24 protein-coding genes are annotated in these 25,130 nt (G+C 36.7%); 10 read left to right on the top strand and 14 right to left on the bottom strand.

Annotation, left to right across the window (positions count from 1 at the left end; genetic code table 11):
• The first annotated feature begins 23 nt into the window (after positions 1–23).
• Together GFU89_RS17985 and GFU89_RS17980 are read left to right on the top strand one after the other, a co-directional pair.
• Entirely contained in the window at positions 24–830 is an 807-nt protein-coding gene (locus GFU89_RS17985) for a M48 family metallopeptidase (protein ID WP_318848450.1), read from the top strand.
• An 87-nt stretch (positions 831–917) separates the two neighbouring features.
• Positions 918–1,229, top strand: a complete 312-nt coding sequence (locus tag GFU89_RS17980) for a hypothetical protein (protein WP_318848449.1) — start codon at positions 918–920, stop codon at positions 1,227–1,229.
• Positions 1,230–1,264: 35 nt separating this feature from the next.
• On the opposite strand, the gene GFU89_RS17975 is transcribed toward GFU89_RS17980, so the two are convergent.
• The 11 genes from GFU89_RS17975 to GFU89_RS17925 all read right to left on the bottom strand — a co-directional run bounded on the left by GFU89_RS17975 (position 1,265) and on the right by GFU89_RS17925 (position 11,432).
• A complete protein-coding gene (locus tag GFU89_RS17975; protein WP_318848448.1) occupies positions 1,265–1,876 on the bottom strand; it encodes an outer membrane beta-barrel protein in 612 nt (203 codons plus the stop codon).
• Positions 1,860–2,675, bottom strand: coding sequence for an ABC transporter ATP-binding protein (locus tag GFU89_RS17970; RefSeq protein WP_318848447.1), 816 nt, complete (start codon positions 2,673–2,675; stop codon positions 1,860–1,862). The genes GFU89_RS17975 and GFU89_RS17970 overlap by 17 nt, the downstream gene beginning before the upstream one ends.
• Entirely contained in the window at positions 2,675–3,427 is a 753-nt protein-coding gene (locus GFU89_RS17965) for an ABC transporter permease (protein WP_318848446.1), read from the bottom strand. The genes GFU89_RS17970 and GFU89_RS17965 overlap by 1 nt, the downstream gene beginning before the upstream one ends.
• Positions 3,428–3,530: 103 nt before the next feature.
• Complete coding sequence (locus GFU89_RS17960) at positions 3,531–4,901, bottom strand: exopolysaccharide biosynthesis polyprenyl glycosylphosphotransferase (protein WP_318848445.1); 1,371 nt, start codon at positions 4,899–4,901, stop codon at positions 3,531–3,533.
• Positions 4,902–4,944: 43 nt separating this feature from the next.
• On the bottom strand, positions 4,945–5,574 hold the full coding sequence (locus tag GFU89_RS17955) for a 7-carboxy-7-deazaguanine synthase QueE (RefSeq protein WP_318848444.1): 630 nt from the start codon (positions 5,572–5,574) through the stop codon (positions 4,945–4,947).
• Positions 5,575–5,581: 7 nt separating this feature from the next.
• Positions 5,582–6,466, bottom strand: a complete 885-nt coding sequence (locus tag GFU89_RS17950; protein WP_318848443.1) for a bifunctional 5,10-methylenetetrahydrofolate dehydrogenase/5,10-methenyltetrahydrofolate cyclohydrolase — start codon at positions 6,464–6,466, stop codon at positions 5,582–5,584.
• A gap of 47 nt (positions 6,467–6,513) precedes the next feature.
• Positions 6,514–8,154, bottom strand: coding sequence for a glucose-6-phosphate isomerase (pgi, locus tag GFU89_RS17945; protein WP_318848442.1), 1,641 nt, complete (start codon positions 8,152–8,154; stop codon positions 6,514–6,516).
• Positions 8,155–8,356: 202 nt separating this feature from the next.
• Complete coding sequence (locus GFU89_RS17940; RefSeq protein ID WP_318848441.1) at positions 8,357–8,962, bottom strand: hypothetical protein; 606 nt, start codon at positions 8,960–8,962, stop codon at positions 8,357–8,359.
• Positions 8,952–9,461, bottom strand: coding sequence for an RNA polymerase sigma factor (locus GFU89_RS17935; protein WP_309436617.1), 510 nt, complete (start codon positions 9,459–9,461; stop codon positions 8,952–8,954). The genes GFU89_RS17940 and GFU89_RS17935 overlap by 11 nt, the downstream gene beginning before the upstream one ends.
• 24 nt (positions 9,462–9,485) lie before the next feature.
• Complete coding sequence (locus GFU89_RS17930) at positions 9,486–10,364, bottom strand: TraB/GumN family protein (RefSeq protein WP_318848440.1); 879 nt, start codon at positions 10,362–10,364, stop codon at positions 9,486–9,488.
• Between the two features lie 159 nt (positions 10,365–10,523).
• Complete coding sequence (locus GFU89_RS17925) at positions 10,524–11,432, bottom strand: DUF4349 domain-containing protein (protein ID WP_318848439.1); 909 nt, start codon at positions 11,430–11,432, stop codon at positions 10,524–10,526.
• 208 nt (positions 11,433–11,640) lie between these two features.
• Here GFU89_RS17925 and GFU89_RS17920 point away from each other — a divergent pair, with 208 nt between their 5' ends.
• On the top strand, positions 11,641–12,999 hold the full coding sequence (locus GFU89_RS17920) for an acyl-CoA dehydrogenase family protein (RefSeq protein ID WP_318848438.1): 1,359 nt from the start codon (positions 11,641–11,643) through the stop codon (positions 12,997–12,999).
• A 67-nt stretch (positions 13,000–13,066) separates the two neighbouring features.
• Here GFU89_RS17920 and GFU89_RS17915 read toward each other — a convergent pair whose 3' ends face one another.
• Positions 13,067–13,444: a DoxX family protein gene (locus tag GFU89_RS17915; protein WP_318848437.1), complete on the bottom strand. Its 378-nt coding sequence runs from the start codon at positions 13,442–13,444 to the stop codon at positions 13,067–13,069.
• Positions 13,445–13,597: 153 nt separating this feature from the next.
• Here GFU89_RS17915 and GFU89_RS17910 point away from each other — a divergent pair, with 153 nt between their 5' ends.
• Positions 13,598–13,852: a bacteriocin-like protein gene (locus GFU89_RS17910; protein ID WP_318848436.1), complete on the top strand. Its 255-nt coding sequence runs from the start codon at positions 13,598–13,600 to the stop codon at positions 13,850–13,852.
• A gap of 94 nt (positions 13,853–13,946) precedes the next feature.
• Here the strand turns inward: GFU89_RS17910 and GFU89_RS17905 are convergent, their stop codons facing one another.
• Entirely contained in the window at positions 13,947–15,059 is a 1,113-nt protein-coding gene (locus GFU89_RS17905; protein ID WP_318848435.1) for an AI-2E family transporter, read from the bottom strand.
• A 208-nt stretch (positions 15,060–15,267) separates the two neighbouring features.
• A complete protein-coding gene (lon, locus tag GFU89_RS17900) occupies positions 15,268–17,673 on the bottom strand; it encodes an endopeptidase La (protein ID WP_318848434.1) in 2,406 nt (801 codons plus the stop codon).
• A gap of 261 nt (positions 17,674–17,934) precedes the next feature.
• On the opposite strand from lon, the gene GFU89_RS17895 reads away from it, so the two are divergent.
• The 6 genes from GFU89_RS17895 to GFU89_RS17870 all read left to right on the top strand — a co-directional run bounded on the left by GFU89_RS17895 (position 17,935) and on the right by GFU89_RS17870 (position 25,130).
• Complete coding sequence (locus GFU89_RS17895; RefSeq protein WP_318848433.1) at positions 17,935–20,088, top strand: peptidylprolyl isomerase; 2,154 nt, start codon at positions 17,935–17,937, stop codon at positions 20,086–20,088.
• 127 nt (positions 20,089–20,215) lie between these two features.
• A complete protein-coding gene (locus GFU89_RS17890) occupies positions 20,216–21,166 on the top strand; it encodes an MlaD family protein (protein WP_077419466.1) in 951 nt (316 codons plus the stop codon).
• Between the two features lie 8 nt (positions 21,167–21,174).
• Positions 21,175–22,512: a (Fe-S)-binding protein gene (locus GFU89_RS17885; RefSeq protein WP_318848432.1), complete on the top strand. Its 1,338-nt coding sequence runs from the start codon at positions 21,175–21,177 to the stop codon at positions 22,510–22,512.
• A gap of 87 nt (positions 22,513–22,599) precedes the next feature.
• A complete protein-coding gene (locus tag GFU89_RS17880; RefSeq protein ID WP_318848431.1) occupies positions 22,600–23,385 on the top strand; it encodes a (Fe-S)-binding protein in 786 nt (261 codons plus the stop codon).
• A 20-nt stretch (positions 23,386–23,405) separates the two neighbouring features.
• Positions 23,406–24,542 (top strand): hypothetical protein, encoded by a 1,137-nt coding sequence (locus tag GFU89_RS17875; RefSeq protein ID WP_318848430.1) that lies wholly within the window; start codon positions 23,406–23,408, stop codon positions 24,540–24,542.
• Positions 24,543–24,641: 99 nt separating this feature from the next.
• On the top strand, positions 24,642–25,130 hold the full coding sequence (locus tag GFU89_RS17870; RefSeq protein WP_318848429.1) for a hypothetical protein: 489 nt from the start codon (positions 24,642–24,644) through the stop codon (positions 25,128–25,130).

The following is a 25,130-nucleotide window of genomic DNA, read 5'->3' as shown; positions in this document are numbered from 1 at the left end:
GTTGAATTATTAACACTCAAACTATGAAAGTTACACATCTATTAGGAATGGGAGCTATTGCTCTGTTGGCTGTTGCCTGTACTACAAACCCAATTACAGGAAGATCATCTTTACAGCTGGCCAACAACTCAGAAATTTTAACAATGTCTTCGCAGGAATACAAGACGACATTGTCTAAAGGTAAAGTGATTACCGGTACGGCAGATGCAAAGAGAGTGGTAAATGTAGGAAACAGAATTAAAAGTGCAGCAGAAAGATACTATCAGAGTATAGGAAGATCAGCAGATCTTGCCAGCTACAGCTGGGAATTTAATCTTCTGCAAAGCAGTGAGCTGAATGCCTGGTGTATGCCTGGTGGTAAAGTAGCAGTTTATACCGGAATATTACCGGTAACAAAAGACGATAACGGACTTGCCGTAGTACTGGGGCATGAGGTTTCTCACGCACTGGCAGGCCACGGAAACGAGAGAATTTCTCAGGCAATGGTAGCCCAGTACGGAGGTGCTATCCTGGGAGGAACAATCTCAAATTCACAATGGGCAAGTGTTTTCCAGAAGGTATATCCTATTGGTTCACAAGTGGCTTTATTGAAATACGGAAGAGGTCAGGAATCTGAAGCAGATGAAATGGGGCTTTACCTGATGTCTATGGCAGGATATGATCCAAGAGCAGCAATCCCTTTCTGGAACAGAATGGAAGCGGCATCTACAGGAGCAAGACAACCTGAATTCTTATCTACCCACCCGAATCCGGAAACAAGAATTTCAGATATCAATAAAGATCTTCCGAAAGCTTTAGAATATTATAAGGCTGCGGGAGGAAAAATATAATTAGAATTTTAATCTTGTATAAGGCCTTATTAAATTTTTAGTAAATTTGATAGGGCCTTTTTTATGTAACCACCTAAACACAATATTATGAAGAGTTTATCAATTACCGGACTTATACTTTTAGCTGTTTCTGCATTGCTTTTTTATTTAACTACTGACTTTGCTGTAGAACAAATAAAAATTTCCCATATTATGGGAATCATGGCAGGAGTGGGGATAGGGCTTATCATTGGAGGAATGGTAGGGTATGTAAGCAAAGGAAGCGCTATAAAAGCGGACCAGAAGAAAAAAGAATTCAAACAGCTGCAGAAAGACAAAGAAGAGCTTGAAAAACAGGCTGCAGACATTGCAAAGCGCCAGGCTGAACTTGAAGATCAAAATAAAAACCCTCAAATTTAAATTTGAGGGTTTTTATTTATTATTTTGATATCTGATTAGAATTTATATCCTAAACCTACCATAAATAGGTTAGGTCTGTTATCATATCTGATTTCTGAACCGGAAACTTTGTTGATGAAGTTTCTTTCATCTTTACTGAAAGCACCTTCATATCTTGCATTTACAAGAAATTTTTTGATTTCAAGCTGAGCACCAAACTGGTATCCTACTGTAAAGTCATTTTTAGCATTCTCTTTGAAGTCGTTGTAAGTATTGTCTTTATTTAAGTTAAAACTTCCAACAGGTCCTACAAAGACCCCCAGCATATTTCCTAAAAGGTTGTAGCCTAAAAGAACCGGAACGTCAATACGGTTGCTTTTAACATCAAAAGTAGTGTTCTCTGTAGTAAACTCATTTTTGAAGTGAGTATAATAGATTTCCGGCATCACAAACAATGAAGTAGGAAGACCCACTTTTAAAGAAAGTCCCACATTAAAACCTACATTGTTTTTACCTGTTCCGTCAATGGCATCATTCACAGTTCCTTTAATATTGGACCATGAAGGTGAGCCGGTAGGAAAAATTAAGTTAGCCTTACCAGCCAGTGAAATCTGTGCAGAAGCCCACATTGAAAATCCTATTAACGCTATACTAAGTACCTTTTTCATTATCGTCTATTTTTGTATTTGAAGTTTCAATCGTTTTATTATTCTCAAGTAAATATTCTCTCAGTTCTTTAAATAGTTCTGAAGAATAAACGAAATCAATCAGATTTTTATTGCCTGCGGTAATCAGGATGTCTTTATTCCCTTCCCATTCTTTGATTCCCAGTCTTAGGTATACAATTTTCTCGCCAATTGTCATTACAGAATTCATGTCATGAGTATTGATGATGGTTGTTGTATTATATTCTTTGGTGATCTCATAAAGAAGATCGTCAATTATCTTTGAAGTATACGGATCCAGCCCGGAATTGGGTTCATCACAAAATAAGTACTTGGGATTGTTGACAATTGCTCTGGCAATTGCTACCCTTTTCTGCATCCCTCCCGAAATTTCAGAAGGATATTTTCTTCCGGCTTTGTCCAGATGTACCCTTCCAATTACTTCGAAAACCCTTTTCTTTTTTTCTCTGTACGTAAGGTTGGTAAACATGTCCAGAGGGAACATGATATTCTCTTCCACAGTTAAGGAATCAAATAAAGCGCTTCCCTGGAATACCGTTCCGATTTCTGAACGAAGATGTTGTTTTTCTTCCCTGTTCATGGTGTTTACATTCCTACCATCGAATAAGATTTCTCCCGAAGATGGCATATAAACATTCAATAAACTTTTTAAAAAAACGGTTTTACCAGAACCACTCTGCCCAATAATTAAGTTTACTTTTCCTTTATCAAATGAAGTTGAAATTCCTTTCAATACTTCAACATCATCAAAACTTTTCTTAAGATCTTTTACCTCAATCATCAGCTTAATATTAATTGGGTTAAAATTAATTCAGAAATGATAATGAATACCATTGTCCATACCACTGCCTGCGTACTGGCTCTACCTACTTCCAGTGATCCTCCTTTTACATTGTATCCGAAATAAGAAGGAACCGTTGCAATGATAAAAGCGAAAACTATAGTCTTACTAAATGCATAGTAAATAAACAGATTAGGCATATACATTTGAATACCAACGATATAATCATTTTCTGTCCAGTTTCCTGTTAAAATCCCAGCAATATAACCTCCGCCAATACCAAAAACGATACTGATAGCGATAAGAAGGGGATTAAATAACATACAGGCGATGATTTTAGGAAGTATCAGAAAATTGGGTGAGTTGACTCCCATGATATCCAATGCGTCAATCTGTTCGGAAACTCTCATTGTTCCAATACTGGACGCAATATAAGAGCCTACTTTACCCGCCAGAATAAGACTGATAATGGTAGGTGCAAATTCCAATACCAAAACCGCTTTCGTAGCATATCCTACAAATGAAGGCGGAATAGGAAAAGAAGAAGCATCAAAGTTGTTGAACATCTGAATAGCCACTACAGCTCCAACGAATATGGAAGTGAAGATGACAAGTCCGAAAGAATTTACTCCCAAATCATTAATTTCTCTCATGAACAGCTTCCAGAAAACCCTCATTTTCTGAGGTTTCTGCAGGGATTTTCCCAAGAGGATCATGTATTCCCCTACTGCTGTGAAAAACTTTTTTAACATACTGCTAAATTAGACTTTTTTATTGAATTGGGCTAGAGTCGAGAATAAGACTAAAGCCTGGTTTTGTGTTAAAATTATTTCAATATTGACCTTATCCTGTTCTTTATTTTGCGTTTTTATCTCCTCCTATAACCAATAAAACGGTTTTTAAAATAATCACAAGATCAAGTACAAAACTCCAGTTTCTTACATAGAAAGTATCAGCCAGAACCCTTTTTTTCATCTCTACCTCCACATCACCAAAGTCACCACGAAGCCCATTTACCTGTGCCAATCCTGTGATACCCGGGTTTACCATACTTCTTAAGCTGTATCTCCCGATTTTTGGTTTATAATAATTATCAACAGAAAGCATATGAGGGCGCGGTCCCACCACAGACATCTCACCCTTCAGGACATTGATGAATTGTGGAAGTTCATCAAGACTGGTTTTTCTTAAAAACTTACCTATCCTGGTAATTCTTGAATCATTTTCCGATGTGGTTTTGGTTGTGGATTCATCATTCACAATCATTGTTCTGAATTTAAAACAATTGAAAACCTCTTCATGGAAGCCATATCTTTTCTGAAGAAAAAATACAGGACCTTTGGAAGTTGTCATGATTAAAACCGCAATGATAGGGAATATCCATGAGCAGATAAAAACCAGTATAATAACAGAAAATATAATGTCAAACGTTCTTTTCATCAGAAAATTAGAATAATAATCTAATGGATATCTTGCCTGGTTGAGTACCGGCTGGGTTTGAATGTATCCGAGATCATACAGGAAAAAATCGCTTTGTGTAATACTTGGAATCAATGAAATGTGAATCTTATTATCCTCAGCCAATTTGAAAATTTCATTCTGAATCTCCTCACTATAATTGTTTTCCATCGATAAAAACAGGGTATGAATCCCGTTCTTTTTCCAGAAAGCAACCAGTTCGTTGATATTAATGTCAGAATTTTCATATTCAAATATCCTGTATCCGTAGTCTTTACGGTCTGTAAAAATATTTTTCAGGATCTCTGTGGAGAGGCTGTCTCCTAAAAACATTACGTTCCTGTAATTGGCACCAAGGGATCGTAAGTATTTGATCGCGAAATAAATAAATGATTTTACTAGGAAGATGAAAACAAAAAGGTAAAATGAAAGCCAGTAAATATCCGAATTGAAAAATACATTTTTACTCACCTTTCCTATAAGCAGGACACCAAGTATAAAAAAGAGGAAGTGGATTAAAAGGCGTTCAAGAAACAAGGTATAAGTAAGGTTTCTCGGAATGTTGTATATTTTTGTTCTACCGCTCAGAAGCACCCAGAACAAAAACAACAGAATCAGAGAAAAGGAATTCTGATACCAGGTTTCTTTATGGTATTTTAAACTTTCGTTTCTGCTTATAAAAAAGAATATGAAGATAGATGCAATAACCATGAGGTCAAGCAACATAATGATCGATTTCAGGTATCTAGAGTATCGAATTCTCTGCATCTATCGGTATTATAACGGATAATCCCAGCTAATTTAAGCTTTTTTATGGGATATTCAGATATTTGTGAGTCTGAACTGAAGCCTGCCATTCCGGATGTTCCAGGATGAAATCTGTGATTTTAGGATACATTTCATCTCTTTTGCTCCATTCACTTTGTAGATAAAGCTTACAGTTTTCAGAAACTTTTGAAGCCTGTTCCTGCGCGAATGAGAAGTCGTGCTGGTTGAAAATAATCATTTTAAGCTCATTGGCCTTTTGATAGATCTCTTCTTTAGGCAGCCCTGTTTTCTTTGGTGAAAGAGTGATCCAGTCCAGGTGTCCACTCATAGGATAAGCTCCTGAAGTTTCGATATGAACTGTACATCCCAGTTCCTTCAGTTTGGAGGTCAATATCTCCAAATTCCACATTAATGGCTCACCACCTGTTAAAACAATTGTTTTACAATGTTTGGCAGCTGTTTCTGCAATTTCTTCTGCATTCATCAAAGGATGGAGTTTCGGATCCCAGCTTTCTTTCACATCACACCAGTGACAGCCAACATCGCAGCCTCCAAGTCTGATGAAATAAGAGGCTTTCCCGGTGTGGGCTCCTTCTCCCTGTAAAGTGTAAAAATGCTCCATTACAGGGAGCATTTTACCTTCTTTTAATAAAATATCTTCTTCTTTATTCATCTTAAAATTAGTCGTTATAGACCGAAGTTTTGTAAGCAATGATGGTGTTTTTCATCAACATCGCTCTTGTCATTGGGCCTACTCCTCCAGGTACCGGAGTAATCCAGCTTGCTTTAGCTGCACAGCTGTCAAAATCTACATCACCTGCAAGGTAATATCCTTTTGGAGAGTCATTATCTACTCTTGTAATACCTACATCAACAATTACTGCTCCTTCTTTGATCATGTCTCCTTTTAAGAAGTGAGGATCTCCCAAAGCGGTAATTACGATGTCTGCTTTTCTTGTATATTCTTCAATATCTTTTGTGTAAGAGTGTGTAAGGGTAACGGTAGAGTTTCCAGGGAAATCTTTTCTTCCCATCAGGATGCTCATAGGTCTTCCTACAATTTTACTTCTTCCGATAATTACACAGTCTTTCCCTTTAGTTTCAATATTGTATCTTTCCAGTAATGTTAAAATACCGAAAGGAGTTGCAGGTAAGAAAGTATCCATTTCAAGAGCCATCTTTCCAAAGTTTTCAGGGTGGAAACCATCTACATCTTTTCTTGGATCAATTGCGTTGATAATCTTTTCCTGGTCAATTTGGTCTGGTAAAGGCAACTGAACGATAAATCCGTCAACTGCTTTAGATTTATTAAGCTCGTCAATTTTTTCCAATAGTTCAGATTCTGCAACTGTACTTGGGAATTTGATTAAGCTGGATTGAAATCCTACTTCCTCACAGTCTTTCACCTTAGAGTTGACATAGGCTTTGCTTGCTCCATTATTTCCTACAAGAATAGCTACCAAATGCGGTGCTCTTTTTTTGCTTTCGAGAATTTTGTCTACTTCAACCTTGATCTCTGCTTTTATTTCTTTGGATACTTTAAGTCCGTCAAGAATTTCTGCCATTTTTACTTTTTTACTTTATAGATTTATTTTTACTTTCTTTTTACTTACTACTTATTTTCTTTATAGTAACTGATCAATCCGTTGGTAGAACTGTCATGAGAGCTTACTGCTTCATTGTTCTCAAGCTCAGGAAGGATTTTGTTGGCTAATACTTTTCCTAGTTCCACTCCAAACTGGTCAAAGCTGAAAATATTCCAGATCACGCCCTGAACAAAAATTTTATGCTCATACAACGCGATCAACTGACCTAATGAAAAAGGAGTTAATTCTTTGAATAATATAGAGTTAGTAGGTGTGTTTCCGTGGAAGACTTTGAAATTGATCAATCTGTCTATTTCTTCATCAGATTTTCCTGCATTTCTAAGCTCTTCTTCAACCTCTTCTTCTAGTTTTCCGAAGGCAAGAGCTTCAGTCTGCGCGAAAAAGTTCGCTAATAGTTTATCCTGATGATCAGAAACTTTGTTCGGGCTTTTTGTATAAGCAATAAAGTCTGCAGGAATCAATTCTGTACCCTGGTGAATCAACTGGTAGAAAGCGTGCTGACCGTTTGTACCTGGTTCTCCCCAGATGATAGGCCCTGTTTCATATTCTACAAATTCACCGTTTCTGTCCACACATTTTCCGTTGCTTTCCATATCTCCCTGTTGAAGATAAGCGGCAAACCTGTCCAGATATTGAGAATAAGGTAAGATGGCATATGTTGTTGCTGCATAGAAATTACGATACCAGATTCCCAGAAGTCCCATTAATACAGGAATGTTTTCAGAGAAATCAGCAGTCTGAAAATGCTGATCAGTATCATAAGCACCCCTTAAAAGCTGCTCGAAGTTTTCATATCCTACAGAAAGTACGATGCTTAGTCCGATCGCACTCCAAAGAGAATATCTTCCGCCTACCCAATCCCAGAACTCAAAAATATTTTCTTCAGCAATTCCGAACTTCTTAACTTCTTCAATATTAGTAGATAAAGCTACGAAATGCTTTGCTACATCCTCCTGCTTTCCGGCTTTCAGGAACCAGTCCTTTGCTGAGTTTGCATTCGTCATTGTTTCCTGAGTCGTAAAAGTCTTGGAAGCAATGATGAATAAAGTAGTTTCAGGATTTAAATTTTTCACCACTTCTGCGATATGATTTCCGTCCACATTGGAAACAAAGTGAACGTCTAATCTTGTTTTAAAATGCTTTAATGCTGAACAAACCATTACAGGACCCAAATCTGATCCTCCGATCCCGATGTTTACTACATCTGTGATTTCTTTTCCACTAAAACCTTTATGTTCTCCTGAAATGATTTTCTCAGAAAAAGATTTCATATGATCAAGAACTCTTTTAATCTGTGGCTTGATATTTTCGCTATCTACAAGAATTTCACGGTCCGAGAAATCTCTTAGTGCTGTATGAAGAACAGCTCTTCCTTCGGTTTCATTTATTTTATCACCGGAGAACATTTTAGAAATGGCATCCTTTAACTGGCTTTCTTCAGCCAATTGTAATAAAAGATCCTTTGTTCTTGAATCGATTAAATTTTTAGAATAATCAAAAAGATAGTTGTCCTTTTGCAGGGAAAACTCATTAAAACGGTTCGGATTGTAATGGAAAAGGCTTCTAAGGTCAAAGTCGTTTCCACCGAAGTGTTCATCAAGTGCTTTCCAGCTATTGGTTTGTGTTGGATTTATTTTTAATAGCATATTACAGAATTTTTATCGTTCAGAAAATCATGTATCGGCTGAAAATAGCCCATAATCCATAATGATTTATTTCTGATCTGCAAATTTACGGAAAAATAAAACCTCAGATAAATTTGAACGTGAGAAATAACGTTTTTTTAAAGAACAAAGCCTCAGATATTCTCTGAGACTTCATTTTTACTGTTTATAAAGAGTGGTTTAATTATTCTTCCATTTCATTCAGGATCTTTTCCAATTGTTTGGCGCTAGGCCCGTAAAAATATTTTGTCCATAAAATAATACTTACTACAACAGAAAGAACGCCTATCAATACTAATAAAATAAGAGATATTTGATGTTCATGAGAAATATCCGCTAACGATTCACCTTTTTTCTCCAAAAGATTAAATGCCACTAAGCCTAATGTTATTAGAAAATGGGGAAGTAACAAGAATCCAAACGACTGGTATCTTTCCATGTTTAATTTGAGTTCGTGGTAAATCTTCCACAGACTGTTTCTTGTATTTCCGGTATAAAGTTCCGCTTGTTTGTAAAATTGATAAAATCCAAATAAATAATAACAGGATACTACTACCAATAAAGTATAAGATATATAATAAATGGTATACTGTGAAGGCGGAAATTGGAATAGCAGTGGGAAGAAACCAATAAGTATGATGGAAAGAACCTGTGCAGGAAATTCCTTTTTCATGCTCTTTTGAATCTTTTCTATAGGGTGTTTGCTTTCTTTTAACTGTTCTATGGTGTCAGGAATATGGACATTGCTGTCTTCTTTATTCCACTGTTCTTTTAATTGATCAAAATTCATAACCTGATTTTTTTATGATTTGCTGTATTTTTTCTTTTGTTCTGTTGAGTTTTACGCGGGCATTGCCTTCGCTGAGCCCTAAATTGTTTCCAATTTCTTTATGTGACATTCCTTCCATGAAATAAAATATGACGGCTTTTTCTAAGGAATTCAGCTCCTGAACGGCACTGTAAAAGATTTCCAGCTGCCTGTCCTTTGTGGGATTATAATCCTCCTGCTGTACTTCAAAATGATGGGGAGCATCTGTATGGTTATTGGATCGCTGTTTTTCCTTTTTTAAAAAAGTAATAGCGGTATTGATGGCAACCCGATACATCCAGGTAGAGAATTCGCTGTTTCCTTTGAAATTCTGATAAGACTTCCAAAGCTGGATAAGAATTTCCTGCTGCAGGTCTTCCCGGTCTTCTACAGAATCTGCATAGATCCGCGAGGCTTTGTATAAAATACCCTTGTGCTGGTTGACGAGCTTTAAAAAAGCGGTTTCAGTTGGATTACTCACAATAATTTCATGGTTTGGTTACTGTTATAAACTTGACACCGGTTTTACCGTATAGCCTTTTGACTGAAGAAGAGGGATGATGCCGTTTTCACCCATAAGATGAGATCCGCCAACCGCAAAGAAAGAGCTTTCCTTTTTCATCATTTCTGGCATTATCTTTACCCAGTTTTGATTTCTGTTGGTCAGCATTGCCTTTTCCTGTTGAGCATTCATAAATCTTTTATCCTTAAAAAGACTGTAAAGCGATTGTACATTTTCATTTTTGAAAGCTTCAATCATCTGTCTGAACAGTATTTCATATTCTTTACCCATTTTCAGTTGTGCGATGGTACTTTTCAGATCATAGGCTTCGCTGATGGATTTCATTTGGTCGTCTACTTTTTCCAGTCCTTTAATGCTTTTTTTATCTTTTATAGCTTTCTGAAGGAGTTCCATTTCGTAAAGCTTTATTTCGGTCTGGGGACAAGGGATCGCTTTGGTGGAAAGCAGGGCATAAAGAGTTTGGGGATTTGAAGAATCTACGCTTTTCAGATCCGTTCCGTAATTGGCGAGAATGGTATTCAGTTCCTGGGCTTCTTCCGGAGAAAGCTGATCAGAGATCTTTTTATCGGTCTTCTGATACATTTTTTGTAGTGACATCATTTCAGCAGGATCTGTATAATTGATTTCCATGACAAAGTTGTCAGATTTTTCAAGAGCTTTCAACACCTTAGGTTTGATCTCAAAATCTTTACTGCATAAGATATGAAAAGTTCCGGTAATATATGAAGGCTTAGAAAGACCGTTCCCGGAAACCTCCCATAGCAGACTGTTGTCTTTGCTGGTGGTGCTGCTCTGTGCATTGGCTGTCATAGAATTCAATGATAATAATGCTGCGAATCCAAGTTTTATTAAATTTTTCATAGTATTAATTTTTTTGATTTTTCTGTTCTTTTAAAGAGTAGGTAAAGCAGGCGTTACAATCGTTACAGTTTTTTTTCAAAAAAATAAAAACCTCCCGAAAACAGGAGGCTGTAAAATCTAAAATTATGGTGATAACCAATTGGTTAGTAGGGTTTTTTATTACTGAATCTTTGGTTGTTCAGGTTTTGAAATTTTTCTTTTTCTTAGGAAATAGATCACAGCAGCTGCAATTAATAGGATTGGCCAGATGTTGATAAGGGCAACTATGATTCTCTGAATCAGATAAAAACCATAGACAAAGCCATCTTTTGCATCATAGATGAAATTGTATTTATATTTATTATCAATACTCGTGGTGTTGGCAACGGCAATTTCGGCAATACATAATTGAGGTTCTTTGATGTAAATATCAATGGTGCTGTATTTCAAGTCGTCCGTCATATTCATGCTTGCCAGCTTTTGGAGATTTCCTTCAGACATATTCTCATCATCCAGCGTTACTTTATCTTTATTTGTTTTCAGCTTGCTGATATTGTCAGAGGTTTTTTGATTTCTTTTTCCTTCCAGTTCAGAATATTTAATGTTGGCTGTCACATCTTCCGCATTGATGGATCTTGAATTCAGAAATAATTTGTTTGTATTGATTGCTGTTAAAAGTTCACCCAGCTTTTCAGTAGGAATACGCACTTGCATTCTATTCTCCGACTGGTATTTTTTAACCAGCATAGCTTCTTCATTGGAAGTGTTGTAAGTGTCTTCAGAAATTACATTGCTTTGAAGATTGCTGTTGGTAACAAAACCTCCAAGTTCCTGAACCGATTTTTCAATGGCGATAGTTGCATTATATACATCTTTTACTTCCATGCTGACATCTGCTGTCTTGATGAACTGTTTGTCCTTGACCTTCATATCGGCTACAGATGAAATACTGTCTGAAACAATAGCAGAGGCTGAATCTGTTGTAGCATAAGCATTAAGATCTGTTTCAGCAACTTCTCCTTTTTTACATGAATAAATTCCTAATAAAAGTACAGCGGATAGAGATAATTTAATGTAAGTCGTTTTCATAGCGTTGATTTTTGTTGTTTTCCTTGAGTCAAAGTTCAGCCAGAATCTTTTGTAACGCTTGAAAATCAAAAGTAAAAAACTTGTAAACGGAATATTCTCTTTTAATTAATTGAAATTAAGTGTTTTGTAAAATAGGATAGCGCTTCATACTTTGCTTTCGGAGCAATTTTTGCTTATCTTTTACAAACCAAAACTACAATCTATCACTATGTCAAATACCTTTTCCAAAATCAGAAACGCAATAGGACTATTCACATCTATAGATTTTGATCAGTTGAGTACCATTTCTAAAAAGGTGGATTTACCAAAACTGATGCACAATTTTTCAAAATTGGATGATAAACAACTTTCCGGGCTCATGAAAATGCTGGATCCGGAAAAGAAAAAGAAAGAACTTCCGCCTATTGACGGAGATTTTTATGATATCTACCATACTCTTACTCCCGAACAGCGTGAAATTCAGCTTAAAGTAAGAGCTTTCATGGAAAAAGAAGTAAAACCTCTGGTCAATCATTACTGGCTCAGAGATGAATTTCCTTTTGAATTGATTCCAAAATTCCAAAAACTGGATATCTGCGGAGTGACCTATGAAGGCTACGGTTGTCCGGGAATGCCTTTTCTGATGGAAGGAGTTATTGCGATGGAAATGGCAAGAATAGATGCCTCTATTGCTACATTTTTCGGGGTACAATCCGGGTTGGCAATGGGTTCTATCTATATCTGTGGTTCAGAAGAACAGAAACAAAAATGGCTTCCGCAGATGCAGAAGTTTGAAAAAATAGGCGCTTTCGGGCTTACAGAGCCGGAAGTAGGATCAGGAGCAGCAGGCGGTCTCACCGTAACCTGTAAAAAAACACCTGAAGGCTGGGTTCTGAATGGTCAGAAAAAATGGATTGGTAATGCCACTTTTGCAGATCTTATCATTATCTGGGCAAGGGATCTGGACAGCGGAGAAGTGAAAGGATTTATTGTAGAAAAAGACAATCCGGGATATTCCGTAGAAAAGATTAAAGGGAAAATGGCTTTAAGGATTGTCCAGAACGGACTGATTACTTTAAAAGACTGTCTCGTAACTGAAGAAAACCGTCTGCAGAACGCCAACTCATTTAAAGATACTGGGAAAGTACTGAGAATGACCAGAGCAGGAGTGGCATGGATGGCAACCGGATGTGCACGTGGAGCTTATGAAAGTGCCCTGGATTATACCCGAAAAAGAGAACAGTTTGGAAGACCTATAGCTTCATTTCAAATGATTCAGGGGCATTTGGTAGAAATGCTCTCCAATCTTACTGCGATGCAGACTATGGTTTTCAGACTATCGGAAATGCAGGATGAAGGAATTTTAAAAGATGAGCATGCCTCTTTGGCGAAAGTTTTCTGTACCCTGAGAACGAGAGATATTGTGTCCAGAGCAAGGGAAGTACTGGGAGGAAACGGAATTCTTCTGGAATATGATGTTGCCAGATTTGTAGCTGATGCCGAAGCAATTTATTCCTACGAAGGGACAAAAGAAATCAACTCGCTCATCGTAGGACGATCGATTACAGGATTCAGTGCTTTTGTGTAGAGGATAGGTGGCAGAAATCAAATAATAGGTTGTAGGTAATGCGACCTGCAACCTATTATCTGTAATCTTATGAAACTAAATGTTTATACTTCTCTTTGTTATCAATCAACATCCAAAGGTTGATAAGAAACATTACCCCGGCAATACCCATCCCCATCGGAGATTTATCCATAGTGAAAACGTGGGTAACAATTCCTACCATGACAGGTAAAATAACAATGGCTCCTAACGCTCTTGTTTTTGGAAAAATAAATAGAAGGCCGCCAATTACCTCTACAATACCCACTAAAGGCATCAGCCAGCTGATTTCTCCAAAAGCAGCGAAGAGTTTCATTTGCTCCGGAGTGGGTTTCTCCATGGGCATATAATTAAAAAACTTGTTTAGTCCGGCATTAATAAACATAAGCCCGAAAAGTAAGCATACAATGAATTTTACTATTTTCATGATTGATGATTTAATATCAAATGTAAAATAAAAATAGGATATTTTGGATTTTATTTAACATAAAATATAGAATCAATTGTTAATGTACGTTAATTAGTGCTATTGTATAATTTTATTGTATATCTTCGAAAAGCAAATTAAAACTAATACATCATGCTAAAAAATCTTAAAAAATTGAACCGTACGGATTTAAGAGAAATCCAAGGGGGAGGCGGAATTGGAAAATGCGATATTGGCCCAATCGGGTGTCCATGTAAAATTCCACCTGGAGATCCTTGTTTAGGAGGTGGAGGTGGAGGTGGAACGCCGCCAGGGCCGGATTATGGATACTGCCCGGATATTCAAGCTAATATTCTATGTACAGAAACCTGTCCAAACGGAATGAGCCCTTACTGCGCTCTTCCATAATGAAAATAAAAAAAGACTGTCTTGAAAAAGGCAGTCTTTTTTATTTAAAGTTCAAATTTCCAAAGTAATATTATTTATTACTCATTACCCATGATCAGTCCATTTCCTTCAGCGTAATATTCTTAGAAATCTTATAACTTTTCTTCTTTTTATTGGGTTTCTGTTCTTCTCCGAGTAATCTTCCCCAAGGTTTGAGATCTTCCACTCTTTCACAGATGATTTTTATAATAGCAATGGCCGGGATGCACAGGAACATTCCTGCAATTCCCCAAAGATGCTCTCCCAAAAGAATACCGATAAAGGAAAATAAAGCATTGATCTTTACTTTGGAACCCACTACAAATGGAAGGACAATGTTTCCATCTACAGCATGAATTGCAATATATCCTAAAGCAACATAAATACAGGTTGAAGGGGTAGAGGTTGCAAAAGCGATAAAACAGGAAATTAAAAGTGAAATAAAGATTCCCAGATAAGGAATCACATTTAATAATCCGGTAAGAACTCCTAAAAGAATGGCGTATTTCACACCTAGAATTGTAAGAAGAATTGAAGTCAGAACAGATACAATAATCACCTGAAGAAAAAGTCCGAAGATATATTTCTTGGTCATAATACGAATCTCATTTACAGCTTCCTGTACACTTGCTTTATGTCTTTCGTTGAAAACAGTAACGATAAAATTATTTAAAAGCCTTCTGTAATTTAAAATAAAGATAAAAAACAGGGTGAAAAATATTATAAAGCCAAATCCGGTAGAGAAAATTCCAAAAGTAAAACCTAAAATAGCACCTGAAGAAGACAGAAGCTTACTCAATCCCTGGTTGATATAATCTACCTGTTCATCCACCTTCACATTGAATGTTTTGGAAACCCAGTGCTGCAGACCATTGAAAACAGTAGTAAACTGCTCACTGAGATGAGGAAGATCCTTACTAAAATCCGATAGCTGATTGGTGAAAAAATAAATGATCCCACCTAAAATAATCAACATAGTGAATACTGAGGTCATTGTGGACATTGATCTTGGAAATCTTAACTTTCTTTCCATGAAGGTAGCGGCTGGCAAAAATAGCATAGCCATAAGGAAGGCAAGAAAAAACGGAGCTAAAATACTCTGTCCTAACGCCAGAAGATAGCCAAGACCGATGATTGAAATAATCACGAGCGTAAGCTTGATAAGGAAAGGAAGTCTAAGAAAATTCATAATCTAAAAATCTGCAGTGTGGAATAAAAATATGAAAACCCCTCTGAATTGAAAAATTTTTTATTCAATCCTTTGAAATTTTCTTCTATTGCATCAAATTTTATTCCATGCAAGATGGATAAGGATGCATTTACTTATAAAAACAGAAACACGCTCTGGTACTCAGAACGTGTTTCCTTATTGAGAAGTTAATATGTTATAAATTGTTTTATTCTTCAATGGCGATGTCAATGACTTCTTCCATTCTGCTGACATAATGTACTTTTAGATCTTTTAAATAGTCTTTTTTGATCTCTTCCACATCTTTTCTGTTGGCTTCACAAAGAATAACATCTTTGATTCCTGCTCTTGTAGCGGCAAGAAGTTTTTCTTTGATTCCTCCTACAGGAAGTACTTTTCCTCTTAAAGTAATTTCTCCGGTCATCGCAAGGTGGGGTTTTATCTTTTTGTTTTTAAAAGAAGAAACCATTGAAGTAAGCATGGCAATACCTGCAGACGGTCCGTCCTTAGGAGTTGCCCCTTCAGGAACGTGTACGTGAATATTTTTCTTGTCCAGTTCCTCCTGAGGAATTCCCAATTCGTCATGCTTAGCTTTGATATATTCCAAGGCAATCGTTGCAGACTCTTTCATTACCGTTCCAAGGTTTCCGGTCATTGTCAAAGAACCTTTTCCATTGCTTAAAATACTTTCAATATAAAGAATATCTCCTCCTACACTTGTCCAGGCAAGACCTGTTACAACTCCGGGAACTCCAGTGATTTCAGATAAACTTTTCGGTCTTGGAACCCCAAGAATTTCATCTACTTTTTCAACAGAAATTTTTGGATCATATTCTTTTACCAAAGCAGTCTGAAGTGCTACCCATCTTCCAATGGCAGCAATTCTTTTCTCTAGAGTTCTTACGCCACTTTCTGAAGTGTGTGCTTCTATAATATGCTTAAGCTCTGCGTTTCCAAGTTTGAATGACTTTGCATCCAGACCATTTTCCTCCTGCTGTTTCTTGATTAAGTGTCTTTTTGCAATCTCAATCTTTTCCTCCAAAGTATAACCGGCAATCTGAATGATCTCCGTTCTGTCTAAAAGAGGAGTCTGTATCGTTGAAAGTGAATTGGCTGTCGCAATAAACATCACTTTTGACAGGTCGTAACCCATCTCAAGGAAATTGTCATAAAAAGCCTTATTTTGTTCAGGATCAAGAACTTCTAGTAATGCTGAACTTGGATCCCCATGCAGACCCTGCGCAATTTTATCAATCTCATCAAGAACGATTACCGGATTTGAAGTACCGGATTTTTTGATAGACTGTAAAATTCTTCCCGCCATAGCACCGATATACGTTTTTCTATGTCCACGGATTTCACTCTCATCATGAAGGCCGCCTAAAGATAATCGTACATATTTTCTTCCTAAAGCATCTGCAATAGACTTTCCTAAAGAGGTTTTACCAACTCCCGGAGGTCCTACCAGCAATAGAATAGGAGACTTCATGTTGTTTTTTAATTTTAAAACAGCCATGTGCTCCAGGATTCTTTTCTTGATGTCTTCCAGTCCGAAGTGGGCTTTATCAAGCACTTTTTCAGCTTTTGCAATATCAAAAATATCTTTTGTATACGTTTCCCAAGGAAGATCTGTAAAGAAATCCAGATAATTTCTCTGTACATTATAGTCCGGAGAATTAGGATTCTGACGCTGTAGTCTGCCGATTTCCTTCTGGAAATGCTCCTCTACTTCCTTACTCCATTTTTTGGTTCTAGCCTTGGTAAGCAGATCTTCAACATCACTTTCAGGTCCGCCGCCCAATTCTTCCTGAATGGTTCTGATCTGTTGGTTCAGGAAATATTCTCTCTGCTGCTTGTCAAGATCCTTTGAGGTCTTCTGATGAATCTGGTTTCTTAATTCCAGTTTTCTGAAATCCTCATGCATCATTTCGTAGCATTGATTAGCTCTTATCATCAGGTTTTTCTCTTCAAGAAGCTTTTGTTTTGCTATTGAAGAAAAATTAGCATTGGTACAGATGAAATTCAGAAGATCGTCATTATTATTAATGTTTTTGATCGCAAAATTTGCTGCATTAGGAATATTCGGATCCAGTTCAATGATCTTTAAAGCAAGATCCTTGATGTTCTCAAGCAAAGCTTCATATTCCTCCTGGTTCTTAGGACGTGTATCTTTTAATTTTGATATTTCTGCTCGGAAATAAGGCTGATTTTCAATGATCTTTTTAATCTTGAATCGATGAAAGCCTTTTGTGATTGCCGTAATATTTCCTTCCGGAAGCTTGATGATCTTAATGATCTTTGCTAAGGTACCTGTTGTGTAAATATCTTTTTCGGCAGGCTGTTCCATATCCGAATTTTTCTGGCTTACAATTCCAATGAAATCTCCGTTCTTCTGTGCTTCCTCAAGAAGCTGTATCGAGGTTTTTCTCCCGGCAGTAATAGGAATTACCACATTGGGGAACATGACCATATTTCTTACGGGAAGTATAGGGAATATTTTCTGTTCGGAATTTTTATCAGTCTCAGCGAAGTCGGAAAGATTGATTTCTTCAGTTACGATATCAAATCCGTCACTGATCATTTCTTCTAAACTAATATCTTCAAATTCTATCATACTCAATAGAATGACAAATTGTCATTTTCGTTTTTTATCGTTAAAGGAATTTTTTACAATATGCTCTGAAAACGGGTGGCATATTATAATATTCTAAAAATGCACAATACTTATGCCATTTGTTTTTTACTTAAAAATACGGTCAAAATTTCCTTTTTTAAATAATCTTTAATATAAAAAATCAAAATAAAGCAGTTCTGTTTCTGTAATTTCTTAAAAATGTGTATTTTCGCAAACTGATAAAAAACTATAATTTATAAAATGGCAATTTTAGGACAGATTAGGAGTAAGCCTTGGCTTTTAATGGGAGTAATAGCCTTAGCGCTTTTGGCGTTCCTTGTGAACCCCGATAGTATCGACAAGGTTTTTGGTAAGAATCCTGACGTTTTAGGAAAAGTAAATGGTGAGAAAATCACCCGCGAAGAGTTCAATGATCAGCTTTTCGTGTTGCAACAGCAGGCTGAACAACAAGGTCGTCCGAAAACGGGTCTTGAAGAGCAGGCTTGGCAATTACTTGTACAATCTAAACTTATCAAACAACAGTTTGAGAAACTAGGCTTTGAAATGACTGACGATTATTTCTGGAATCAAATCCAGTACGATCAGATGTTTGCCCAGAATCAACAGTTCTTTGATGAGAAAGGTAACTTTAAAACTCAAGAGCTTAAAAAAGAAATTGAAACATTAAAAAACACCAATCCTGAAGGATATAATCAATGGTTGAAAACTAAAAAGACGATTGAATATAGACTAATGGCAAGACAGGTGTTTACCAATATTTCAGCGGGTATCACTACCGGTAAGAAAGAAGCAGAAGAATTGATGAAGCAGAGAGATCAGCTTGCAGATATCGACTTTGTGAAAGTGGATTATGCAGCGTATCTTCAGAAAACAAAGATCAATGTTACAACACAGGATCTTGCAGACTACATTCAGAAGCACCCTGTAATGTTCAAAGCTGAACCAAGCAGAAATATCGGTGTCGTATATTTTCCATCAAAACCTAGCGCGGCAGATGATGCAGCAACCTTGAAAGAAATTACAAAATTATATTCAGGAGGTACAGATGCAAGCGGAGGAACTGAAAACTTCCAGAATACGAAAAACGATTCTATGTTTGTAATGGCAAATTCTGATGCGCCATTCAACCCTCAGTATATGAATCCTACACAATTGCCTCCAACAATCAAAGATCAGATCACTGCAGCAGCTGTAGGTCAGACTTTTGGTCCTTATAAAGAGCAAGACGTTTATGTAGTTTCTAAACTTGTTGGTAAAAAAGCTTCAGATTCTACTTTATCAAGACATATCCTTATTGCATTCAAAGGAAGTCCTGCAGGTGAAGGAGTAACAAGATCTAAAGAGCAGGCTAAGAAATTAGCAGACTCTATCGGTGCTATTGTAAAAGCAGCTCCTGCTAAATTTACAGAATTCCTTAAGCTTTCCAGCGATCCGAATTCTGCAGCTCAGGGAGGTAGCTTAGGATGGACAACTCCGGAAACACCTTTCGTTCCTGAATTCCTTGCTTACCTTGCAAGCAATCCTAAAGGAGCTACAGGCGTAGTAGAAACACAGTTCGGTTACCATATCATCAATATTGAAGATAAAAAATCAGGATCAATGGGGTATAAAGTTGCCAACCTTGTGAAAGCAATTAAACCTTCAGATGCTACTGAGGCTGAATCTGACAAAAAATCAAGAAAATTCATTCAGCAGGTTCAAGGGAAATCTTTCAACGATTTCGTGAATATTGCTAAAAAAGGAAATTACCAGTTCTCTAATCCAAAAGTAGCAAAAAGATTTGAAGGGCAAATTCAGGGCTTAGGTACTGAAAAAGATGCAGAAATTCTTACTTGGGCTTTCGATAAGAAAAGAACTAAAGGAGATACTGAACTATTTACTGTAGATGGAACAGGTGATAAAATTGTAGTTTATCTAAACGGAAAACAAGATGCAGGTCTTGCTGATCCGGAATCTGTAAGAGATCAGATTGAAACTATCGTTAAAAATAAATTGGCTGCAAAACAAATCTCTGATAAAATTACAGCAGCAAAAGCTTCTGGTTTAGATCAGATTGCTAAATTATTTGCAGCTCCAAAACAGTCTGCTCAGGTAAACCTATTGAATCCTTCAGTAGCTGGTGCAATGGAACCTAAAGTTGCCGGTGCAGCATTCGGTGTTACAAAAGGTAAGCTTTCCAACCCGGTTGAAGGTGGAACAGGAGTTTATGTTTTGATCAAGAAATCAGAAACGGTAAACAAACAGCCTGGTGATCTTAAGCAGTTTACAGAGTCTCTTACTCAGAGAAGTTCTGGAATGTTCGGACAGGCTTGGATGAAGAGTCTTCAGGATAACGCAGATATTGAAGATTTTAGAATCGAGATCTGGGGTAAACTTGGAAATCAGCAACAATAAGAAATTCATTTCAATGATATAAAAAGCGACAAAATTTTTTGTCGCTTTTTTTGTATTTAACGCAGAACAATATTGGAAAGGATTTATTTAAAATGTGTTATATTTGCTTATTAGAAAAAATTAGCAAGTGAAGTTCAGTAAAGAATTAAAAGCTGGTGTGATTACACTTCTGGCTATTGTAGGTTTTGTGGTGTTGTTTCAGTTTATGAAAGGGAAAAGCCTTTTTACTACCGACAATATATTTTACGCAAAATATGATAATGTAGAAGGTCTGGCACAGTCTTCTGCGGTTTCTATCAACGGATTGAAAGTAGGTCAGGTGGATAAAATTATTCCTCTAACCTCAAAAGACGGTAAAATTAATTTTGTTGTAAAAATTACAGTAGATAACAAATTTGAATTTTCAAAAAATTCATCATTAGAAATCTTTGAACCAGGATTAATGTCCGGCAAAGAAATGAGAGTAAACCTTATGTATGGGGGCCCGACTGCAAAAGACGGTGATACCCTGAAAGGTGCTTTCAAACTGGGAACATTGGGAAGCCTTTCTTCTCAGGTAGGTCCGGTAAAAGATCAGCTGCAGGTAGTTCTACACAGAGTAGACTCTTTAATGGCTAATGCCAATTTGCTTGTTGATGCCCAAAACAGAGCTGAAATAAAAGCTTTATTATCCAATCTTAACAAAACGGTAGGTGCATTGCAGACTACAGCAGGAAGTGTAAACAGCCTGGTAGGACACAATGACCCTAAATTGCAGAAAGTATTGGATGATGCAAGTCTTACCATGCAGAGTGGAAAAGTGACCCTGGATAAATACGGAAATCTGGCTCAGAGTATTGATACTAAACAGTTGAACGCAACTATTGCGAATCTTGATGCTACTGTAGGAAAACTGAATCAGGTGATTGGTGGGATAGACAAAGGAGAAGGAAGTTTAGGTAAACTGATGAAAGACGATCAGCTTTACAATAACCTGAATTCAGCTTCTTCCAACCTTAATACATTAATCGAAGATATGAAAGCGAACCCGAAGAGATATATCAACTTCTCGGTATTCGGTAAAAATAATAAAGACTAATACACCTTATGCAGTACATCGATAACATTATTTTCCTGATTTTATTAGTGGCCGGATTTGGTTTATTTGCCAAAAGCCTGCTGAAGATCTATAGAAATATCAGATTAGGTCATGAAATCAATAGAAACGACAGAAAAGGAGAACGTTGGGAAACGATGGCTCGTGTAGCCATGGGACAAAGTAAAATGACGGCACGTCCTGTTGCTGGAGTTTTACACCTTTTTGTATATGTAGGTTTTGTGATTATTAATATCGAATTAATAGAAATAGTTGTTGATGGAATATTTGGAACGCATCGTTTCTTATCAAGTATTTTCGGACATACATTTTATAATTTTTTCACAGCAACATTAGAAGTTTTAGCACTTTTAGTCGTGATTGGGGTTGTTATTTTCTTTATCCGTAGAAATTTTTACGGAGTGAAAAGATTGACCATGAAAGAACTTTTCGGATGGCCGAAAAATGATGCAAACTGGATTTTGATCATTGAATTTGCCTTGATGATGGCTTTCTTTATGATGAATGCTTCAGATTTTATTTTACAGGCGAGAGGTGTTTTTCCTGAACATGGAAGCTTCCCGATCAGTGAAATGACCTTGGTTCCATTTTTAGAAGTCTTTAATTTTGATAGTGGATTTTTGATGTTCACAGAGAAAGGAGCCTGGTGGTTCCACTTTGTAGGAATTCTTTTTTTCATGAACTATCTTTATTATTCAAAGCACCTGCATATTATCCTTGCATTTCCAAGTACATGGTATGCAAATCTTGATAAAAAAGGAAAATTCAATAATCTTGACTCTGTAACAAAGGAGATCAAACTAATGATGGATCCTAACGCAGATCCTTATGCTGCACCAGCTGAAGGAGCTGAAGCTGATGTACCTTCTAAATTCGGTGCTGAAGATATCTTTGATCTGAACCAGGTACAGCTGCTGAATGCGTATTCATGTACAGAATGCGGACGTTGTACTTCAGTGTGCCCAGCTAATATTACCGGTAAAAAACTTTCTCCGAGACTGATCCTGATGAAAACAAGAGATAGGCTTGAAGAAGTAGGTAGAAATATTGATGCAAACGGAAAATTCGTTGATGACGGTAAAAAACTGCTGAACGATTATATCACAAAAGAAGAACTTTGGGCTTGTACAACATGTAATGCATGTACAGATGCTTGTCCTGTATTGCTTGATCCACTTTCCATTATTTTTGAGATGAGAAGATTCCTGGTGATGGAACAGTCTGCTGCTCCACAGGAGTTGAATCTGATGATGACCAATGTGGAAAACAATGCAGCCCCTTGGCAGTACAATCAGGCCGACCGCCTGAACTGGGCATCGGAAAACTAGATAAATAATCAATTTGAAAATTTGAATTGATACCAGTCTGCATCATTTCAAATTTCCAAATTCTCACATTTTCAAATTGAAAAAGAAATGGATTTCAATATAAAAACAATGGCAGAATATGCTGCCGAAGGAAAAGCCCCGGAAGTTTTATTTTGGGTTGGATGTGCGGGAAGCTTTGATGACCGTGCAAAAAAAATTACAAAAGCATTTTGCAAGATATTAAATAAGATAGGGGTAGAATTTGCAGTGTTGGGACAGGAAGAAAGCTGTACCGGTGACCCTGCAAAAAGAGCAGGAAACGAATTCGTTTTCCAAATGATGGCCCTTACCAATATTGAAGTACTGAATGCTTACGAAGTAAAGAAAATCGTAACGGCTTGTCCACACTGTTTCAATACTCTGAAAAATGAGTACCCAAGCTTAGGTGGCCACTTTGACGTTGTACACCATACTCAGTTCCTTAAAACCTTAATGGAAGAAGGGAGACTGAAAATAGAAGGAGGAGCATTCAAAGGGAAAAAAATAACATTCCATGATCCATGTTATCTGGGACGTGCCAATGACGAATATGAAGCTCCAAGAATGCTGCTTGAAAAGCTGGATGCAGAACTTGTAGAAATGAAACGTTGCAAGACCAACGGTCTTTGTTGTGGAGCAGGAGGAGCACAGATGTTTAAAGAGCCTGAAAAAGGAAAAAAAGATATCAATGTAGAAAGAACAGAAGAAGCTTTATCTTTTGAACCTAAGGTAATTGCTACAGGATGTCCTTTCTGTAATACCATGATGACGGATGGTGTAAAACATTTTAACAAGAATGACGAAGTTGCTGTAAAAGATATTGTTGAACTTCTTGCTGAAGCAGAAGATTTATAATTGTAATCTTATACAGGTTTATGAAGTTAGAATGGAGACTCTCCTTTTTGTTTATAATTTCGATACTTACAGCTCTTACATTCTGGAATTACCAAAATAGAGTATATGACTGGGATATGCCGGGTTATTTAGGAAGTATGTATACTTCTGAGTTCCCGAATTCACCAGATAAAGTTCGAATCATCACTTATGAAGAAATAAAAAAAGAGGCTCCTGTAGAACATTATACAGACATTATCGGAATAAAGCAGTGGGATATTCCCAGGCAGTATTTCGTAAAAAATACACAATCTTTTACAGAACAATTACCCTATTTTCAAATCAAAGTAGGGTATATTCTTGTGATAACTCTTTTTTATAAACTGGGACTTACCTCTCCAATGGCCGTCTTGTTTACCAGTCTTATTTCTTACTTTTTTTCAGGTTTATTATTCTTTTATATTTTAAAACTCCTGTTTCCGAAGAAATACTGGCTTGCAATAGGGTTAACGGTTGCTGCTATGCTTTTGCCGCCAATGACATATATGTCCAGAGTTTCCACACCGGATATGTTCATTTTTCAGTTTATTCTGATCTTTATTATTGGTTTGATCAAAAAATGGAGCAAATGGGGCATGTTTGTGCTTCTTTTTACAATCACTTTTATACGTCCGGATTATATTACATTTACCCTGACATATATTATCGCTGTTATCTTCTTTTACTATTTTAGAGAAAAGAAAATAGATGTTTCCCTTATTGCACAGGGCACAGTACTTTTGCTGATGTACCTGGCAATCATTAAATTTTATCATTATCCCGGATGGAAAGACGTTTTTTATGATACTTTTATCGACAGAAGACCTATTATTTCCACACATCCCATTGAAGTCAGTTTAAAAGACTATCTGAGTATTATTTATATTAAGATTATCTACTTTAAAAAAGTGACTTTATCTGTAACCATCATGATTGTAGTAATCTTCTGGCGCTCCAAAGATGCATGGGTAAGAATGATTTCAGTCCTTTTCCTGGTGAATGTGTACATCAAATTCTTTTTCTTTCCACAGTCGGCGGCATTGAGATTTTTCTTTCCGTTTATTTTTCCGCTTTTCATTATGATGCTCTATGTATTGAGCAAAAAATACAATGATCTCAAACTCGAGAAAATTGCGTAATTTTGTCTTTAAGATGATAAGGATTTGAAATCACGATGCTGTTCAATAATAAGACTTGAAAGTGATTGTATAATTCATTGAAAAATAAATACTTACATTATGAAAATCGAAGAATCTAGTATTGTAGAAACCAACGACTACAGAGTCATTATATACCCGGCTTCAAGACCTTTTGAAACTAAAGAAGCAAAAGCTATTACCGAAAAACTATTTGATTTCCTTGCGACATGGGCTGCTCATGGAAAACCGCTTTCTTCTTCATTTAAAATTGAAAAGAATCAGTTTATTGTGGTGTGTGTAGATGAAGAAAAAGAAATGGCTTCAGGATGCAGCATTGATGCTCTAGGAAAGGTAATGAGAGAAATTGATGAAGAATATCAATTGGGTCTTTTCGACAGAATGAAAGCCAGTTTTGTAGAAAATGATGAAGTGAAGACCTTAAAGCTGATTGATTTTAAAACGAAATTGAGAAACGGAGAACTTTCAGATGATATCCAGGTTTTTGACTTCTCAAAAAATACGTACCTTGACTTTTTGAGCCACTTCCTTCTTCCTTTGGAGAAAAGCTGGGCGGCTTCTATAAAATAA

This window comes from Chryseobacterium sp. JV558 (genome assembly GCF_033712365.1).
GTDB lineage: Bacteria > Bacteroidota > Bacteroidia > Flavobacteriales > Weeksellaceae > Chryseobacterium.
Note: the sequence above shows the minus strand (reverse complement) of the source record. Positions and strands in the feature narration are given on the sequence as shown.

What these genes read in the sequence shown, in the direction of transcription:
- GFU89_RS17985 (WP_318848450.1), top strand. Translation starts at nt 24, where the DNA reads ATGAAAGTTACACATCTATTAGGAATGGGAGCTATTGCTCTGTTGGCT.
- GFU89_RS17980 (WP_318848449.1), top strand. Translation starts at nt 918, where the DNA reads ATGAAGAGTTTATCAATTACCGGACTTATACTTTTAGCTGTTTCTGCA.
- GFU89_RS17975 (WP_318848448.1), bottom strand. Translation starts at nt 1,876, where the DNA reads ATGAAAAAGGTACTTAGTATAGCGTTAATAGGATTTTCAATGTGGGCT.
- GFU89_RS17970 (WP_318848447.1), bottom strand. Translation starts at nt 2,675, where the DNA reads ATGATTGAGGTAAAAGATCTTAAGAAAAGTTTTGATGATGTTGAAGTA.
- GFU89_RS17965 (WP_318848446.1), bottom strand. Translation starts at nt 3,427, where the DNA reads ATGTTAAAAAAGTTTTTCACAGCAGTAGGGGAATACATGATCCTCTTG.
- GFU89_RS17960 (WP_318848445.1), bottom strand. Translation starts at nt 4,901, where the DNA reads ATGCAGAGAATTCGATACTCTAGATACCTGAAATCGATCATTATGTTG.
- GFU89_RS17955 (WP_318848444.1), bottom strand. Translation starts at nt 5,574, where the DNA reads ATGAATAAAGAAGAAGATATTTTATTAAAAGAAGGTAAAATGCTCCCT.
- GFU89_RS17950 (WP_318848443.1), bottom strand. Translation starts at nt 6,466, where the DNA reads ATGGCAGAAATTCTTGACGGACTTAAAGTATCCAAAGAAATAAAAGCA.
- pgi (WP_318848442.1), bottom strand. Translation starts at nt 8,154, where the DNA reads ATGCTATTAAAAATAAATCCAACACAAACCAATAGCTGGAAAGCACTT.
- GFU89_RS17940 (WP_318848441.1), bottom strand. Translation starts at nt 8,962, where the DNA reads ATGAATTTTGATCAATTAAAAGAACAGTGGAATAAAGAAGACAGCAAT.
- GFU89_RS17930 (WP_318848440.1), bottom strand. Translation starts at nt 10,364, where the DNA reads ATGAAAAATTTAATAAAACTTGGATTCGCAGCATTATTATCATTGAAT.
- GFU89_RS17925 (WP_318848439.1), bottom strand. Translation starts at nt 11,432, where the DNA reads ATGAAAACGACTTACATTAAATTATCTCTATCCGCTGTACTTTTATTA.
- GFU89_RS17920 (WP_318848438.1), top strand. Translation starts at nt 11,641, where the DNA reads ATGTCAAATACCTTTTCCAAAATCAGAAACGCAATAGGACTATTCACA.
- GFU89_RS17915 (WP_318848437.1), bottom strand. Translation starts at nt 13,444, where the DNA reads ATGAAAATAGTAAAATTCATTGTATGCTTACTTTTCGGGCTTATGTTT.
- GFU89_RS17910 (WP_318848436.1), top strand. Translation starts at nt 13,598, where the DNA reads ATGCTAAAAAATCTTAAAAAATTGAACCGTACGGATTTAAGAGAAATC.
- GFU89_RS17905 (WP_318848435.1), bottom strand. Translation starts at nt 15,059, where the DNA reads ATGAATTTTCTTAGACTTCCTTTCCTTATCAAGCTTACGCTCGTGATT.
- lon (WP_318848434.1), bottom strand. Translation starts at nt 17,673, where the DNA reads ATGATAGAATTTGAAGATATTAGTTTAGAAGAAATGATCAGTGACGGA.
- GFU89_RS17895 (WP_318848433.1), top strand. Translation starts at nt 17,935, where the DNA reads ATGGCAATTTTAGGACAGATTAGGAGTAAGCCTTGGCTTTTAATGGGA.
- GFU89_RS17885 (WP_318848432.1), top strand. Translation starts at nt 21,175, where the DNA reads ATGCAGTACATCGATAACATTATTTTCCTGATTTTATTAGTGGCCGGA.
- GFU89_RS17880 (WP_318848431.1), top strand. Translation starts at nt 22,600, where the DNA reads ATGGATTTCAATATAAAAACAATGGCAGAATATGCTGCCGAAGGAAAA.
- GFU89_RS17875 (WP_318848430.1), top strand. Translation starts at nt 23,406, where the DNA reads ATGAAGTTAGAATGGAGACTCTCCTTTTTGTTTATAATTTCGATACTT.
- GFU89_RS17870 (WP_318848429.1), top strand. Translation starts at nt 24,642, where the DNA reads ATGAAAATCGAAGAATCTAGTATTGTAGAAACCAACGACTACAGAGTC.